We start from the raw sequence: 16,510 nt of genomic DNA on the forward strand, positions 1-16,510 counted from the left end.
TGTCGATCAGATGTGTCCAAGTGCCTTGAGTATGCGCGCGGGCGTCATCGGCACCTGCGCGATCGTGCCGCCGAACGGCGACATCGCATCGTTGATGGCATTCATCGCAGCAGCCGATGCCGCGGCCGTCCCGGCTTCACCGACTCCCTTGGCGCCGAGCTGGGTATCCAGCGTCGGCGTCTCCACATGGGCGACGACGATGTCGGGCATCTCCACCGCCATGGGGACGAGATAATCGGCCAACGATCCGTTGGTGAGCTGACCATTCTCCCCATAGACGCACTCCTCGAAGAAGGCCGCACCCAACCCCTGCACCACACCACCGCGGATCTGTTCATCCACCAGCAACGGATTGATGACGCGGCCGCAATCCTCGACCACCCACATCTTCAGGATCTTGACGAAGCCGGTTTCGACATCCAGCTCGAGATGGCAGGCCTGCACGCCGTTGGTGAAAGCGAAGGGATAGCCCTCCGGCGCATAGTGATGCGCGACCGAGAGCTGCGCCTGCGTGCCGGGTGGCAGGGTATCCGAACGGAAATAGGCGATCCGCGCGATCTCGGCGAGCTCGATGCGCTGCTGGCCGGAGGCCTTGTCGATGATCCAGCCGGCCCGCATGTCGAGCTTGCCGGCGTCTTCCTGCAGGATGGCCGCAGCAACGGAGAGCACATTGGCCTTGAGCTTCTGCGCCGCCTGCAACGCCGTCTCGCCGCCGATGCCAGCGCCGCGACAGGCATAGGTGGCGCCGCCATGAGGCGTCGTCTCGGTATCGCCGGTGACGACCTTGATCCGCTCGCGATCGACGCCGAGATGTTCGGCAACGATCTGACCGACGATCGTCTCAGTCCCCTGCCCGAGTTCGGTGATCGAGATCAGGCAGCGCACGTCGCCGGACGGCGTGATCTTGAGAATGGCACCGTCCTGCGACGAGATACGCACGCCGCCGACGCCATAGAAGGCCGGGCTCGGATTGGTGATTTCGACGAAGGTGGCGATGCCGATGCCGCGGTAAACGCCCTGCTTGCGCAGCTCGGCCTGCTCGGCGCGCAGACGGTCGTAATCCATCATCTCGCGGATCTTCGCGAGACAAGCGTGATGCGACAGCGACTCGAACTTGTAGCCTGTGGGCGACGTGCAGGGATAGGCGTCATCCGGAATGAGATTGCCGCCGCGGATATCGAACACGTCACGTGAGGTCTTCGCCGCGATCATGTCCACCAGCCGCTCGGTCACCGTGCAAGCCACGGGATGGCCGACGGCGCGATACTGGCTCATCTGCACCTTGTTCTGGAACACGACCTGCAGATCGGCGCGATAATTCCTGAACGTGTACGGCGCCCCCATCAGGCGATAAACCTGATTGCCCTCGACCACGCTGGTGCGCGGATAAGCCGAGAAGGCGCCAATGCCGGTGACGTCCTCGACATCCATCGCCAAGATGTTGCCATCGGCATCCGACGCCATCCGCGCACGGACGCGATGATCGCGGGCGTGGATGTCGGACACGAAGGACTCCATGCGGTCGGCGACATATTTCACCGGACGTCCCAGCATGATGCTGAGGCCGACCACCGCCATGTCCTCATGATACATATGCAGCTTCATGCCGAAGGAGCCGCCGATATCCGGCGCGATGACGCGCACGCAGGCTTCGGGAATACCGTAGTGACGCGCATAGATATCCTGGAACTGATATGGCGTCTGCGTGGCATGATGCACCGTCAGCTTCGGCTCGCTGGCATCGTAGTCGGCGATGATCGCCCGCGGCTCCATGGTGACGGCGGTGTGCCGGCCGAACAGGAATTCCTCCTCCACCACATGGGCGGCGCTGGCGAAAATATCCTCGATGCCACCGGTATCGAGCTTACCCTGGAAGCACAGATTACTGCCGAGCTCGGGCGAAATCACCGGAGCGTCGGGATCGCGCGCCGTGTCGATATCGACGACGGCAGGCAGTTCATCGAACTCGATGGACACCAGTTCGGCCGCGTCCTCCGCCAATGCGCGTGTATCGGCGACCACGGCAACCACCGCCTGCCCTGCCCAGACCACCTTGTCGATCGGCAGCGGCAACTGCGGCGGCGACTTCATGCCCTTGAAATGATCCATGGTGCCGACCCATGGCATGCAGAGCTTTGCCAGATCCTCACCGGTGGCGACCAGCCGCACACCTGGCGCCTCACGCGCCGCCTGCGCATCGATCGACACGATTCTCGCATGCGCATAGGGGCTGCGGACGTAAGCGACATGCAGCATGCGCGGCAGCGTGATGTCCGTGACGTAACGACCACGCCCGGCGAGCAAACGCTTGGCATTCGGACGCGGGACCGAGCGGCCGATATAGGAATTCGGACGATCGAGCGAAGTCATCGCGCTCATGCGTCGACCTCTCGTTCGGACGCGCTGCCACCCTCGGCGCGAGCACGCGCCGCGGTCTCGATGGCGTCGACAATGGCCTCGTAGCCGGTGCAGCGGCAATAGTTGCCCGAGAGCGCATCGCGAATTTCTTCGCGTGTCGGCACGCCCGGCTGCGACAGCAGACCATGGGCCGTCATCAGCATGCCCGGCGTGCAGAAACCGCATTGCAACGCGTTGCGCTGATGGAAAGCTTCCTGAAGATCGGCAATGACAGCGCGTTCGGTCAGCCCCTCCACCGTCTCGACGGACGAGCCGCTCGCCTGCACGGCAAAAGTCAGGCACGAATGCACGACGCGGTCATCGAGCAGCACGAGGCAGGCACCGCAGACACCCATCTCGCAGCCTGTATGGGTACCGGTGAGCTCCAGCGTCTGCCGTAGAAAGTCGGCGAGCGTCATACGCGCCGGAACGCGATGCGCTACCTGGCTGCCGTTCACGATCATAGCCACATCGACGAGATCACTCATGGCGCCTGCCTCGCAATCTCGCCGAGCATGCGGCCAAGCAGCACGCGCGCCAGATGACGCCGCATGGCAGGCGGCACATTTTCATCCTCGGGCGGATCGATGTCGAATATGACGGCGGCCTGCGCAGCAGCGATCGCTCCCGGGTTCAGAATGCGCCCCAGCAGGGCGTCTTCCGCCTTCCAAGCACGCAACGGTGTGTTGCCGACCGAAAAGAAGACGATCCGGATTTGTGCGATCGCGCCATCGACGAATTCCGCCAGAATGCCGCAACCGACCAACGCGAAATCGCCGCGACGGCGCGCAAACTCCTGGAAGGCCCAGCGATGGCCGGGCCGCATCACCGGCACATGAATGGCGACCAGCAATTCCCCCGGCGCGATGGCGGTCTGGAACAGATCGACGAAGAACTCGTCGGCGGGCACGCGGCGCGTGCCGTCGCGATTGGCAATCTCGAGCTCAGCGCCGAGCGCCAGCGTCATTGCAGGAAATTCCGACGCAGGATCTGCGTGGGAGACACTCCCGCCGAGCGTCCCCTTGTTACGTATGGCCGGATGAGCGACATGCGGCGCCGCTTCGCTGTAGAGCGGCGCATACTTGCGGATCAGCGGATCGGCAAGCAGCTCGGCGTGGCGCGTGAGGGCACCGATGCGAAGCCAACTGCCTCTTCGTTCGATGCCGCAGAGATCGGGAATATGCGCGATGTCGATGACCACTTCAGGCGCCTGCAAACGCAGGGCAAGCGCCGGCACGAGACTCTGGCCGCCTGCGATATAGCTCGCATCGCCGCCAGCCCCCTCGAACGCTTCCAGCGCCTCCACGATCGTGGCGGCCCTCACATAGTTGAATGCCCTCGCCTTCAACTCGTCCCCCAGGGCGTCTCGCGGACGCCGAGCTTTGTGACCATTTGGTCTGAAATCTAGAACACGCCAAACTTTGGCGGTCAAGCAAAATGACCATTTGGTCTCTTTTTCGGATTGCGATATTCAGTCACAAGCAAATCGAAGAGAATATGGTCAAAAAGCCTGCCAAAACCGCGGAAAAACCGCCGCGTCGCAACATGCGCGCCGCCGAGCGCGAGCGTTTCATCCTCGACGAAGCAATCAAGTTCTTTGCGGAACAAGGATTTAGCGGGCAGACGCGCGAGCTGGCCAAGCGCATGGGAATGACCCATTCGGCCATCTATCGCCACTTCCCGAGCAAGGAAGCGTTGATCGAGCGTGTCTATGAAGAAATCTATCTCAGCCGCTGGTCACCTGCCTGGGCCGGACTGATCCGGGATCGGTCGATACCACTCCAGACACGGCTGTCGCAGTTCTATCTCGAATATGTCGGCCAGGTTTTCGAGTATAACTGGGTTCGCATCTTCGTGTTCTCGGGGTTGAAATCGTTCGACATTACCAAGCGCTATCTTCAAATCGTGCGCGAACAGATCATCGAGCCGGCCTGTTGCGAGTTGCGGCACGACCTGAAGCTTCCATCCAGAGACGCAATGCCTTTGTCAGAGCGCGAAATCGAGATGTTCTGGGGACTTCACGGCCGCATCTTCTATATGGCGATCCGGCGCTTCGTCTATGAAACGCCGACACCCGAGCAACTGGACGACATCGTGCGCGATGCCGTCCGCGTGTTTCTCGATGGATCGAAGCCGTTGATGCGGGAGATCGCCGCCGCACGCTAGCGCGAGGCAGCCTCAATCCTGTTTGTGGAAAAGGCCGGTATATTCCGCCTGATACGGAGCATACGACTCCTTGAGCGTTGCCAGGTTGAGCAACATGGTTGCCACAAGGACCTGATTGCGGTCACGAACTTCGGTTCGCACCCACAAACTCTCGGTGCGCTTGCTGCCCGACATCGCAACGACTTCGCGCCGGATCCGGTAATCCTCACCGACGAACAGCGGTCCCTTGATGACGCGGATTTCCTGATCGGCAAACAGGCCCACGGCCGGTCCCTTCACCGGCAGACCATCCTTCTTGCTGCCGTGCTGGAACAGGACGCTCAGCATTTCCATCGGAATGATCGGACGTGCCCAGGGCGATCCCTTGCCCGCTTCCGCCGTGTAGTAGGACGACGGCTCGGTGATGACCTTCAGCTTCTGCGCGAGGGAGAAAGGATAGAGATCGCCCATATGCTGGTCGAAATCCATCCGCACGTCCTGCGGCGCGGTCGTCATGCCGATCCGGATGTCACGCAGGATCACCGCATCGGTCAGCGGCTTCAGTTCGGTGAGCCTGACATCGAGTGCCGATGGCGGCACATCCGGCCCCACCGATGCCGTGCCGCGCAACACTTCCGTGCCGTCACGCTTGACCATGCGGATCGCCGCATGGCGCGCGTCATTGGCAGGCTCCTCGAGAATGGCCTGCACCTCCTCGCCCTCGAAGACGGCGTTGCGATAATGCGCGGACAGGCAACCGGCTTCAAACCACGTTTGCCCCCACAGCTTCGCGCAGAGCGGCGCAAACTGACTGAAATGCGTGGGCCCTTCGATGGTGCCGCCCTTGAAGCCGAGCTTCTGCGCGGTCGCATCGTCGTGGATGGATGCATGGGAGTCGTAGGTCTGCGCATGCAGCATCTGGCGCGGCTGGCGCCACGGGCCGATCAGCGTGGCGCCCGTGTCTTCGATGGCGGTCTCGAACGCAGCAATCGTCATCTGAAATCTCCGACTTACCAGGTATCGACGCAAGGTCGCTTGCGCGTGATACGCTCGGGCGGCACCGGAACCGAACGCAGACCGGCCATGATCCATCGCCGCGTTTCCGCGGGATCGATCACATTGTCGATCTCGAAGACCGAGGCGATCGAGGTCGCCTTGCCATTGGCATAGAGCTCGGCCACCTTGTTCTTGTAATAGGTCTCGCGCTCGACGGGATCGGCGATGGCCTCCATTTCCTTGCGGAAACCGAGACGGACATACCCCTCCAGCCCCATGCCGCCGAACTCGCCCGTCGGCCACGCCGCCGTGAAGAACGAGGCATGGAAACCGCCGCCGATCATCGACTGTGCGCCGAGCCCGTAGCCCTTACGCAAGACGATGCCGAAGAGCGGCACCGTGATGCTGGCGCCGGTGACGAACATGCGGGCCACATGGCGGACGATGGCGGTCTTCTCCGCCTCGGGGCCAACCATGAAGCCCGGCGTGTCGCAGAGCGAGACGATGGGAATATCAAAGGCGTCGCAGAGCTGGATGAAACGCGCCGCCTTGTCGCCGGCTTCTGCATCGATCGCACCGCCGAGATGTTTTGGATTGTTGGCGATGAGGCCGAACGGCTTGCCCTCGATACGGATGAAGGCAGTGATCATGCCGACGCCGAAATCGCGCCGGATCTCGAGCACCGAGTCTTCATCCGCCATCAGATCGATCACATTGCGGATGTCGTAGACGCGCAGCCGATTCTCCGGGATCGCGCGGCGCAACAGACGCTGGTCCAGTGCACGCCATTCCGGAACAGCTCCCTGGAAATAGGACAGATATTTCTGCGCAACGCGCGTTGCTTCTTCCTCGTCCTCGACGAGGATGTCCACGACGCCGTTCGGCGACTGGAAGGAGACGGGACCGACTTCGCCCGGATGATAGACGCCGAGCCCGCCGCCTTCGATCATCGCAGGGCCGCCCATGCCAATCGACGCATTCTTCGTGGCAATGATGACATCGCAGCAACCGAGCATCGCGGCATTGCCGGCGAAGCAGTAACCGGACACGACGCCGATTACCGGCACGAGGCCCGAGAGCTTGGCAAACTGGACGAAGGACGGCCCGTCGAGACCGGTGAGACCGAGCCGATCCGTATCACCGGGACGGCCGCCGCCGCCTTCGGCATAGAACACCAGCGGCATCCGCCACTGCTCGACCAGCGACAGCATGCGGTCGATCTTCTTGTGGTTCATATGCCCCTGCGTGCCGGCAAGAACCGTATAGTCGTAGGAGATGACCATGCAGCGCGCCGCATGCTCCCCGAACGTTTTCGCATTGACCGTGGCGACACCCGAAATCAATCCGTCCGCGGGCGTGTTCTGGATAAGATCGGCAACGGAACGGCGGCGGCGCTGGCCGGCGATGGCCAGGCTGCCATATTCCATGAAGGAGCCGTCATCGACGAGCTGCGCGATGTTTTCGCGCGCCGTGCGCTGATTGGTCTTGCGTCGGCGCTCGACCGAAGACGGGCGATTTTCGTCGAATGTGATCGCCTGCCGCGCGAGCAATTCCGCAAGATCGGGCCGGATGTGATCGAGATCGACCTCCGCCTGTTCAACGACGAGACCGCCCTCGACGTCCTGCGGCTCGAGATAGAGGATGGCCTCGTTCTGCATCAGCGTGGCGCCGTCGGCCGCGACGACGCGCATCACGCGGCCCCCCTGTGACGCGGTGACGAGATGCTCCATCTTCATGGATTCGATGATGGCGAGCTGCTGTCCGGGCAGAACCATGTCGCCTTCGGCGACCGGGATCGACACGATCGTTCCCTGCAGCGGCGCGGTCACGGCAACAGCACCTTCTGGCGCTGCTTCGGCCCTGGCGGGCGATGCCGGGCCATGCCCAGCCGTTCCACTCGTAGCGAACAGAGGCGGTGCGACGGCTTGTGCGGCCTTCACGAGATCCGCAACATTCCGATCGATGAAGCTGGTGCTGACACGATTGGCCTGGAAATCCCCGTGGGCGAGGATGGCCTGGATAAACGGAATATTCGTCGCGACTCCCTCGATGCGAAACTCGCGCAGGGCCCGCGCACTTTTAGCGACGACATCGGCCCATTGCATCGGCGTATGGACGATGACCTTGGCGAGCAGCGAGTCGAAAGCCGCGCTGGTCCTGTAGCCGGCATAACCGAACGTATCGACACGCACACCCGGACCCGACGGCGGTTCGAAGACGGCAAGCGTGCCGCCGGTCGGCTGCGTGCCGCCGGTGGCATCCATCGTCTCCATATTGATGCGCAACTGCATCGCAAAACCGCGCGGCTTCGGCACCGACGCCTGGTCGAGCCCGAGCGAGGCGAGCGTGGCGCCAGCGGCCACGGCAAGCTGCGCGCCGACGAGATCGACGGACAGCACCTCTTCCGTTACCGTATGCTCCACCTGTAGCCGGGGATTGGCCTCGATGAAGGCAAAAGCGCCATCACTCTCACCGGCCTCGCCGTCGACCAGAAACTCGAAGGTGCCAAGGCTGTCATACCTGGCTTCCGACGCGAGCTGCCGCGCGGCTTCGACGATCCGCTGACGCAGCCCCTCCGTGAGCGACGGGCTCGGCGCGATCTCGACCAGTTTCTGATTGCGGCGTTGAATGGTGCATTCGCGCTCCCACAGATGACTGACATTGCCGTGGCGGTCACCGATGATCTGCACCTCGATATGCCGGGCATTACGGATCAAACGCTCCGCATAGACGCCATCATAGCCGAAGCCGGCCTTGGCCTCGGACTGGCAGCGTGCATAGGCGTCGTCGATATCGGCTGCACGCTCGACCACGCGCATGCCGCGACCGCCGCCGCCGGCCATGGCCTTGATCATGATCGCCGCATTGTCGCCGAGCGAGGTGAAGAACGCCTTGATCTCTTCCAGAGTCGACGGTCCCGTGGTGCCGGCGATAATCGGGACGCCGCAGCGCTTGGCGAGCTGTTTTGCCGCGACCTTGTCGCCGAACAGCTTGAGCGCTGCGGGGGATGGACCGACAAAGACGATGCTCTCGTCGGCACAACGCTGTGCAAGCTCCGCGTTCTCGCTGAGAAAACCATAACCGGGATGCAGAGCATCGCAGCCGCTGGCCTTGGCCGCACCGATCACGCCCTCGATATCCAGATAGGCGCGCGCACCACGGCCGGGAATTTCTCGCGCCTCATCGGCAATGCGCACATGCAGCGAATTCGCATCGTCGGCCGGGTAAATCGCGACCGTGGCGAGGCCGGCGTCGGCGGCGGAACGCGCGATGCGAATGGCGATCTCGCCGCGATTGGCGATCAGCAATTTACGAAAGGACATCAAACTCTCCGTAGACAACAGACACGATCCGGCGCGACCTTCGCGAGGCGCGGACTGCGGCGCACACCGATCAGAGCGGCGCGTTGGCGTTCAGTTCCTGCTTCTTCACCTTGCCGGTGGCGGTCATCGGCAGCGCATCGATGATGCGCACTTCCGGCACCTTGTAGACGGCCATCCGCTCGGCGCACCACGCCTGGATCTCGGCCGGCGTCACGCTGCCATAGGCCTCCGGCTTGAGCTGGATGAAGGCAACGGGCACCTGCCCCTTGTCGGCATCGTCGCGGCCGACCACGCCTGATCCCAGCACTTTCGGGTGCTGACCGAGCAGCGCCTCGATTTCCGGCGGAAACACGCTCATGCCCTTCACTTTCAGCATCTCCTTGCGGCGGCCGAGGAAGTGCAGGAATCCCTGCGTATCGATGGTGCCGATATCGCCGGTGCGCAGCCAGCCATCGACGAGCGACTGAGCGGTGGCCTCGGGCTTGTTCCAGTAGCTCTTGAGCAACGATGGCGTACGGACGCGGATCTCGCCCTCGCCACCGAGCGGCACCAGTTCGCCGGTCTCGAAATCGGTGATCTTGAATTCGGCTCCCGGCACGGGGAGGCCGACGAAGATCGGCTGCGACAGCAGATCGAAATCGTTCTCCTGGAAGCCGGATACGAACGTGTTCGACGTGTGCGTTTCCGTCATGCCCCACGAGGCTTCCGTGAGGACGATGCCGGTGAGCTGCTTCCAGCGTTTGCGATAGTCGGGATTGAGTTTCTTCACGAAGGAAACGACGCGGACCTGGCTGAGCGAAGACAGGTCAAACTCCTTGAAGCGCGGATGATCCATCAGCTCGACGGCACCATCCACGGGCATCGCAGTGATGTTGACCTTGTAGCGGTCAATGGCCGCCAGCGCGCCCACCGCGTCCCAGCGCGCCAGCAGCACCAGCGTCGCACCGGCGAACAGCGGAAAGATCAGGCCGAAATTCTCGCCCGCAATCCAGAATTCCGGGAAGAACGACAGATAGATGCTGTTCTGGTTGGAAACGACCGAAATGCCGTGATTGGCCGCGGCCGTATAGACCATATCGCGCTGGGTATGGACGCAGCCTTTAGGCATGCCCGTGGTGCCCCCGGTGTAATTCAGCGCCGCGATATCATCGAGCGCGGCGGGCGGCAGCGGCTTCGGCGCAGGCAAGGCCGCAAGCGCAGGCAGCAGATCTGTCGTTCCTGGAACCGCGATGCGCGGGCCGCGAATGGAGTCCGGAACCGGAATGGTTGGCTCGGACGGAATGACATCGGCGAAGGAAGTGACAATCACTTCCCGTAGCTTGGTCTCGCCGCGGACCTGATCAACCACCTGAGCCAACTGGTCGAGCGCGACAATGACTTCAGCGTCGGTGTCGTTGAGCTCATAGGCGAGCTCGAACGCGCGCGACAACGGGCTTACCGGAACGTGGATGGCACCAAGCTTGAGGATGCCGAAGAACGCGATATGGAATTGCGGGCAGTTCGGCATGAAGACGGCGACGCGGTCGCCCTTGCGAACACCCTTCGCCATCAACAAGGCAGCAAAGCGATCGCTCTGCCGGTCAAGATCGGCATAGCTGGTGACGTGGCCATAGAAGATTACTGCCGGCTTCTGCGGCTGCAGCCGTGCCCAGATGCGAAGATATTCGGTCAACGCCACTTCGCCGTGGGGATATTGCGGCGTGTTCGGTGTCCCTTTCGGCCAGGCCTTGGCCCAGAGCTCGTGCAGTCGGGCCAGATAGTCGGTTTCCTTTTGGGCTTCCTTGGTATCTGCGGTCATCACCGTCTTCCTTGTTCTGGTCAGTTGCGTTTCATTGTGGGATCGAGGGCGACGCGCAGCGACTCACCCAACGTGTTGAAGGCCAGCGCGGTGAACAGAATCGCGAGGCCGGGCGGATACATCTGCTCGGGCGCGATCTCCATGTTCTGATAGGCGCGCGCGAGCATCGCGCCCCAGCTCGGTTCCGGCGGCTGAATGCCAAGGCCGAGAAAGCTGAGGCTGGCTTCGGCAAGCAATGCTGCGGCGAGCAGCAGCGTGACCTGGACGATCACTGGCTGGATCGCATTCGGCAGCACATGCCGCCAGAGAATGCGGACAGTCGAGCCTCCGAAGCAGCGCGCGGCATCCACATAGAGTTCGCTGCGCACCACAAGCGTACGGGCACGAACAAGACGTGCCAGCTGCGGCGAGAACACGATGCCCACCGAGATCATGCCATTGGTGAGACCGATGCCGAGGGCGCCCGTGACCGCGATCGCCAGCACGATGGCCGGAAAGGACAGAAAACTGTCGATGATGCGGCTGATCACCGTATCAACCCAGCCACCGAGATAGCCGGCAAGCACACCGACGGGTACCCCGATCAGCACCGCAATCGCAACGGCGAGGAAACTGGCGTAGAGCGACGCGACACCGCCATAGATCAACCGGCTCAGCGTGTCGCGGCCAAGATCGTCGGCGCCGAGCCAGTGTTGCGCCGACATCGTCGCCAGTGACGCATCGATGTTTTGCGCCACGGGGTTGTAGGGCGAGATCCACGGCGCGAGAACCGAGATCAGCAGCAGCGCCAGCAAAAAGCCGAGGCTGATCGCGCCGCGAATATCGGTGACCAGCCAGCGACCGAAACCCGAGAGTCGGCTGGGCTGGCGCGGTGCTGTCATCATGGCATCGGTCATGATGAGATCCTCGGATCGAGAACGCTGTAGAGAATGTCCGTCAGAAGATTGATGCAGACGACGATCAGCACCATGGCGAAGACGACGCCCTGCACCACAGGAAAGTCGCGGTTCATGGCCGCATTGACGATCAATCCGCCCATGCCGGGAATGGCGAACACCGCTTCGACGACCACCGTCGCCGCCAGCATGCGATTGGCGAGCAGGCTCACCACCGTAAGCAGGTTCACGCTGACATTCTTGAGGCCATGCCGCCACAGGATCGATGACGGCGGCAGGCCCTTTGCATGCAGCGTTCGCACCTGCTGCGACGACAGGATTTCCACCAGGGACGAGCGCAATTGCCGCGCGACTTCGGCGATACCGCCGGATGCAAGGGCAACTGCCGGAAGGATGGCGTGACTGAGGGCGACCCATGGATCCTTCATCAACGACGCCGCACCGGTCGCAGGCAGCCAGTTGAGCTGCAGCGAGAAGAAGGCAACGAGCAACATGCCGAGCCAGAAATTCGGCACGGCAACGCCGAGCGAGGCGATCGCCATCACGAAGCCGTCGATCCACGAGCCGGGCTTCGTCGCCGCAGCGATGCCCAGCGGAATGCCGATGACGAGCGCCGTCAACAATGCCAGAACCACGATCAAGATCGTGTGCGGCAGGCAACGCTGGATCGCCGTCAGCACTGCCTCGTTCGAGATCAGCGATTTCGACAGATCACCGTGCAACGCCTTGAAGAGCCAGGAGCCATACTGAACGAGCAACGGTTGATTGAGGCCGTAGATCTCGCGAATCTCGGCGATGCGCTGTTCGGAGGCATTGTCGCCCGCAAGTGTCACGGCGACATCGCCCGGCACCAGCTTGAGCAGGCCGAACACGATAAAGGTGGACAAGATCACGACCGGAAGCGCCTGGAGCAAGCGGCGGCCGACGATGCGGAGACGAGCAGATTTTCTCATGTGCCATTTCACCTGAAAGGCGGCGCCGCGCATCGCGCACGGCGCCGTTGGCATTATCCGAGGGAGATATTCTCGAATTTCGGCTTGCCGAGCAGGTTCGGCTTGAAGCCCTTCACCTTGGCCGACAAGGCGTCGAGCTCGAACTGGAACGCGAGTGGCGCCGACAGTGCGGTTTCGACGGTGATCTTCTGAATCTTGGCAAAGATTTCGGCCCGCTTGCTGAGATCCTCGCTGGCCCGGCTCTCCTTGATCAACCTGGACAGCTCCGGATCGGCCGTGCGGCCGGCGTTGTAGTAGGCGTCTTTGTCGAAGCCGAGCCCATAGGTCATGCTCGGATCGGGACGCCCGGTCCAGGCCGACACCAGAAGATCGAACTTCTTCTCGGTCGCAAAGAACTGTGCGCTGATTTCGGCGATGGTGCCGCGGGTGAACTTCAAACGGATGCCGGCCTTGCCGAGCTGATCCTGAATCACCTCGCCACGGCGCACCGAGTCCTGGTCGGTATAACCGCCGATGGTGAGTTCGAGACCGTCTTTGTACCCGGCCTCGGCAAGCAGTTTCTTCGCACGCTCCGGATCGTGCGGATAGGTATTGGCGACATCCTTGTTATAGGCCCAGTGCGAACTCGGCAGCGTCATCCGGGCGGGCTCGCCAAGGCCGCTGAGCGCCGCCTTGACGAACACGTCGCGGTCGAGAGCAAAGTTGATTGCCTGGCGGACCTTCACGTTGTCCAAAGGCGCGCGGGCATAATTGAAGTAGAGCTGGATGCAGTACAGTGTTGGCGAGGTCACCGTCGTCAGATTCTTGGCGCGCTCGATCACCGGCTTCAGGCGGGCGGGCAACTGGAATGCCATGTCGTTCTGACCCGCCACCACCGAGCGCAGCGCCGTCGCATTTTCCGTGATGATGTTGAATTCGATGCCGTCGAGATAGGGGCGGCCCTTACGCCAATAATCCTCGTGACGGGTGACGACGATAATCTCGTTGTCATTCCAGCGCACGAACTTCCACGGTCCGGCGCCGATGGGCTTGCGATCCGTGTCGTTGCCGAGCGCCTTGATATTGGTGGGGGAAACCATCATGCCGGCGCGATCGGAGAGAATTGCCGGCAGCGCGGAGTCGGGATTCTTGAGCTTCAGCGTGACTTGCAGCGGGCCGGTGACCTCGATGCTCTCGACGCTGGACAGATCGGGCTTGACGTTGGAGCGCTGATCCGAGCGGTTCCGTTCGAGATTGAACTTCACGGCCTCGGCATCGAGCGTGGTGCCATCGTGGAACTTGATGCCACCCGTGATGTCCAGCACCATTGTCTTCGGATCGGGGAACGTCCACTTCGCCATGCCCGGCTTGGGCTTCAACGTCTCGTAGTCCCATTCGACCAGCGTGTCATACATGGTCCAGAGAATGCTGTGATCGGAGCCGGCGCCACCGGTCGCGGGATCGAGCGACGACGGATTGGCTGGCGCAGCAACTTTCAGCACACCGCCCTTCTTCGCTTCCTCGGCAAATGCCGGCAGCCCCAATGTGCCTGCCGCCGCAGCGCCGCCCATCAGCGCCAGGATATCGCGGCGGCGCAATTGCCGCTGTCCGAGATCGATCACACGCATCTTGTTCTCCTCCCGATGATTATGACGCCTTTGGCGCCTTCTGATTATCTGCTGGCGAGCCATCGGCCGTCGCGAAATGACAGGCAACGCGATGACCCGGCTTGACCTCGCGCCACGCCGGAACTTCCTCTGCGCAGCGCGGCTGTGCCGACGGGCAGCGCGTGCGGAAGCGGCAGCCCGATGGCGGCGAAACGGGGCTCGGTATCTCACCTTCAAGAATGATGCGGCGATCGACCCGCAGATGCGACGGCAGCGGGACCGGCTCCGCCGACAGCAGCGCCCGCGTATAGGGATGCAGTGGCCGTTCCACGACATCCTCGGCGCAGCCGAGCTCCATCAGTTTGCCCAGATAGGTGACCGCGATCCGATCGGAAATATGCGACACCACGGAAATATCGTGGGTGATAAACACATAGGTCAGACCAAACTCGCGCTGCAGATCGGCGAACAGATTGAGCACATCGCCGCGAATAGAGACGTCGAGCGCCGCGACGACCTCATCGCAGACGATCACTTTCGGGCGTAGCGTCAGCACGCGCGCGATATTGACGCGCTGCTTCTGCCCGCCCGACAATTGATGCGGATAACGATCGGCGGCTTCCGCCGACAGTCCGACGCGATCCAGCATCGCGATCCCGCGCCGGCGGCGCGACGCCGCATCGCCTTCGCCCATGATCTCCATGGGTTCGACGATGCTGTCGATGATGGTCATGCGCGGATTCAGCGCGGCATTCGGGTCCTGAAAGATGATCTGGTAATCGCGGCGATGCGCGCGAAATCGCTCGGTAGTGAGGGTCGCCGGATCGGTCCCGTCATGCAGGATCTTGCCGTCGGTCGGCGGCAACAGGGATACCAGCGCGCGGCCAAGCGTGGTCTTCCCAGAGCCGGACTCGCCTATGACGCCGAACGTCTCGCCCCGACGGACATCGAAGTCCATGCCGTCGATCGCCTTGACCGTGTCGCGACCGTCGCGTGTCGGAAACAGGATGCGCAAGTCGCGCACAGCGAGGACGCCGCTGTCATTGTCTTCGATAGCCGACATCAGTTGACCGCTCCCGGCAATTCGAGCGCCGGCGCACGCCAGCAGCGCGCTGCGCGGCCGGCATCAGTCGCGACCATCGGCTGTTCGCGCTCGCAACCCGGCGCCGCGTATTTGCAACGCGAGCGGAAGCGGCAACCGGCAGGCATGGCATTCGGCGACGGCACGCGGCCGGGAATCGAAGGAAGCGCGCCGCGCCGCTCGCTCAAGCCAGGCAAGGATCGCAGCAGACCGGACGTATAGGGATGGCGCGGCCGCATCAGCGCGTCGTCCACCGGCGCATCCTCAACCACCTCGCCCGCATACATGGTGATCATGCGCGTGCAGGTTTCGGCGACGACGCCGAGATCATGGGTGATGAAGACCAGCGCAGTGCCGGTGCGCTCGCTCAGGGAGCGCAGGAGATCGGTGATCTGAGCCTGCACGGTGACATCGAGCGCTGTCGTCGGCTCATCTGCAATCAACAGCTTCGGTTCACAGATCAGCGCCATCGCGATCATGACGCGCTGCCGCATACCACCAGACAATTGATGCGGATACTCATCGCAGCGACGCTCGGGCGCGGGGATGCCGACGTCTCGCAATGCCTTGATGGCGCGCTCGCGCCCCTCCGCGCGACTGACCGGAAAGTGAATACGGTAAGCCTCGCTGATCTGGTCGCCGACGGTGAAGACCGGATCGAGCGCGCTCATCGGTTCCTGGAAAATCATCGCGATGTCGCGCCCGCGCACTGCGCGCATTCGCCGCGCCGAGAGCGTTGCGAGATTGGTGCCGTTGAACAGGATTTCACCGTCGATCCGAGCCGATTGCGGCGGCAGCAGGCGAAGCAGTGACAGGCCGGTCACGGTCTTGCCACAGCCGCTTTCGCCAACGAGGCCGACGCGCTCGCCGGGCGCGATGGAGAAACTGACGTTCCGCGTGATCGACAACGCGCCGCGTCCGGTCGTGAAGGACAGCGACAGATCGCGCACCTCCAGCAATGGCTGAACCGGCGCTGTCACGCCCGAGTGTCCATATCCGCGCATACCGGAATCGATGGGTGTCTGCTCTACACGCTGCATCGAAGCGCTCACGACATGCGCGCGCAAAAAGATGTGACAACAGGCGTCGCAGATACTGCAAGCCTTCTCGGGATCGGCACCGCCCGAAATGCAGTGGCCCCTTGGATCACGGTCAGCCGGCCAGCCATCGGCGCGGATGTTTTCGCCATGTGCACCTCCCTGCGTCCCGGTCTGACGCCGGGACTTTGCAACGCACGTCCGGCTTGATGCCGGTATCGACCGCGCGATGGTCCACCCATGAAAGGTGACTGATTGTCGATTGTCAACAATTGACTTTCGCAGTAGCAAGGCTGCG

12 protein-coding genes are annotated in these 16,510 nt (G+C 62.6%); 1 reads left to right on the forward strand and 11 read right to left on the reverse strand.

Annotated elements, in window-relative coordinates:
• Positions 1-6 precede the first annotated feature (6 nt).
• From E0H22_RS19555 to E0H22_RS19565, 3 genes are read right to left on the reverse strand one after another with little or no spacing between them, the layout of a single operon-like run.
• Positions 7-2,379 carry a xanthine dehydrogenase family protein molybdopterin-binding subunit gene (locus E0H22_RS19555; protein WP_233022651.1) on the reverse strand — a complete coding sequence of 791 codons (2,373 nt, stop codon included), beginning with the start codon at positions 2,377-2,379 and terminating at the stop codon, positions 7-9.
• On the reverse strand, positions 2,376-2,885 hold the full coding sequence (locus E0H22_RS19560) for a (2Fe-2S)-binding protein (RefSeq protein WP_233022652.1): 510 nt from the start codon (positions 2,883-2,885) through the stop codon (positions 2,376-2,378). Before E0H22_RS19560 ends, E0H22_RS19555 begins: the two co-directional genes overlap by 4 nt.
• A complete protein-coding gene (locus tag E0H22_RS19565; protein ID WP_233022653.1) occupies positions 2,882-3,745 on the reverse strand; it encodes an FAD binding domain-containing protein in 864 nt (287 codons plus the stop codon). Before E0H22_RS19565 ends, E0H22_RS19560 begins: the two co-directional genes overlap by 4 nt.
• A 197-nt stretch (positions 3,746-3,942) precedes the next feature.
• Between E0H22_RS19565 and E0H22_RS19570 the strand changes: the two genes are divergently transcribed.
• Positions 3,943-4,563: a TetR/AcrR family transcriptional regulator gene (locus E0H22_RS19570; protein ID WP_233026434.1), complete on the forward strand. Its 621-nt coding sequence runs from the start codon at positions 3,943-3,945 to the stop codon at positions 4,561-4,563.
• Positions 4,564-4,575: 12 nt separating this feature from the next.
• Here E0H22_RS19570 and E0H22_RS19575 read toward each other — a convergent pair whose 3' ends face one another.
• The 8 genes from E0H22_RS19575 to E0H22_RS19610 all read right to left on the reverse strand — a co-directional run bounded on the left by E0H22_RS19575 (position 4,576) and on the right by E0H22_RS19610 (position 16,179).
• Positions 4,576-5,538 carry a hypothetical protein gene (locus E0H22_RS19575; protein ID WP_233022654.1) on the reverse strand — a complete coding sequence of 321 codons (963 nt, stop codon included), beginning with the start codon at positions 5,536-5,538 and terminating at the stop codon, positions 4,576-4,578.
• Between the two features lie 14 nt (positions 5,539-5,552).
• Positions 5,553-8,861 carry a carboxyl transferase domain-containing protein gene (locus tag E0H22_RS19580; protein ID WP_233022655.1) on the reverse strand — a complete coding sequence of 1,103 codons (3,309 nt, stop codon included), beginning with the start codon at positions 8,859-8,861 and terminating at the stop codon, positions 5,553-5,555.
• Positions 8,862-8,931: 70 nt separating this feature from the next.
• The gene (locus E0H22_RS19585) at positions 8,932-10,659 is read right to left on the reverse strand and encodes an AMP-binding protein (protein ID WP_233022656.1); all 1,728 of its coding nucleotides are present in this window, start codon (positions 10,657-10,659) and stop codon (positions 8,932-8,934) included.
• Between the two features lie 20 nt (positions 10,660-10,679).
• The gene (locus tag E0H22_RS19590) at positions 10,680-11,555 is read right to left on the reverse strand and encodes an ABC transporter permease (protein ID WP_233022657.1); all 876 of its coding nucleotides are present in this window, start codon (positions 11,553-11,555) and stop codon (positions 10,680-10,682) included.
• Complete coding sequence (locus tag E0H22_RS19595) at positions 11,552-12,508, reverse strand: ABC transporter permease (RefSeq protein ID WP_233022658.1); 957 nt, start codon at positions 12,506-12,508, stop codon at positions 11,552-11,554. The genes E0H22_RS19590 and E0H22_RS19595 overlap by 4 nt, the downstream gene beginning before the upstream one ends.
• Positions 12,509-12,561: 53 nt before the next feature.
• Complete coding sequence (locus E0H22_RS19600) at positions 12,562-14,115, reverse strand: ABC transporter substrate-binding protein (protein WP_233022659.1); 1,554 nt, start codon at positions 14,113-14,115, stop codon at positions 12,562-12,564.
• A gap of 19 nt (positions 14,116-14,134) precedes the next feature.
• A complete protein-coding gene (locus E0H22_RS19605) occupies positions 14,135-15,157 on the reverse strand; it encodes an ABC transporter ATP-binding protein (RefSeq protein ID WP_233022660.1) in 1,023 nt (340 codons plus the stop codon).
• Positions 15,157-16,179, reverse strand: a complete 1,023-nt coding sequence (locus E0H22_RS19610) for an ABC transporter ATP-binding protein (RefSeq protein ID WP_233026436.1) — start codon at positions 16,177-16,179, stop codon at positions 15,157-15,159. Before E0H22_RS19610 ends, E0H22_RS19605 begins: the two co-directional genes overlap by 1 nt.
• Positions 16,180-16,510: the final 331 nt, after the last annotated feature.

The sequence above is a fragment of the Rhodopseudomonas boonkerdii genome, assembly GCF_021184025.1.
In the GTDB taxonomy this organism is placed as follows: Bacteria; Pseudomonadota; Alphaproteobacteria; order Rhizobiales; family Xanthobacteraceae; genus Tardiphaga; species Tardiphaga boonkerdii.

Coding starts and splice junctions, on each gene's coding strand:
- E0H22_RS19555 (WP_233022651.1), bottom strand. CDS start 2,379: ATGAGCGCGATGACTTCGCTCGATCGTCCGAATTCCTATATCGGCCGC.
- E0H22_RS19560 (WP_233022652.1), bottom strand. CDS start 2,885: ATGAGTGATCTCGTCGATGTGGCTATGATCGTGAACGGCAGCCAGGTA.
- E0H22_RS19570 (WP_233026434.1), top strand. CDS start 3,943: ATGCGCGCCGCCGAGCGCGAGCGTTTCATCCTCGACGAAGCAATCAAG.
- E0H22_RS19575 (WP_233022654.1), bottom strand. CDS start 5,538: ATGACGATTGCTGCGTTCGAGACCGCCATCGAAGACACGGGCGCCACG.
- E0H22_RS19580 (WP_233022655.1), bottom strand. CDS start 8,861: ATGTCCTTTCGTAAATTGCTGATCGCCAATCGCGGCGAGATCGCCATT.
- E0H22_RS19585 (WP_233022656.1), bottom strand. CDS start 10,659: ATGACCGCAGATACCAAGGAAGCCCAAAAGGAAACCGACTATCTGGCC.
- E0H22_RS19590 (WP_233022657.1), bottom strand. CDS start 11,555: ATGACCGATGCCATGATGACAGCACCGCGCCAGCCCAGCCGACTCTCG.
- E0H22_RS19595 (WP_233022658.1), bottom strand. CDS start 12,508: ATGAGAAAATCTGCTCGTCTCCGCATCGTCGGCCGCCGCTTGCTCCAG.
- E0H22_RS19600 (WP_233022659.1), bottom strand. CDS start 14,115: ATGCGTGTGATCGATCTCGGACAGCGGCAATTGCGCCGCCGCGATATC.
- E0H22_RS19605 (WP_233022660.1), bottom strand. CDS start 15,157: ATGTCGGCTATCGAAGACAATGACAGCGGCGTCCTCGCTGTGCGCGAC.
- E0H22_RS19610 (WP_233026436.1), bottom strand. CDS start 16,179: ATGCGCGGATATGGACACTCGGGCGTGACAGCGCCGGTTCAGCCATTG.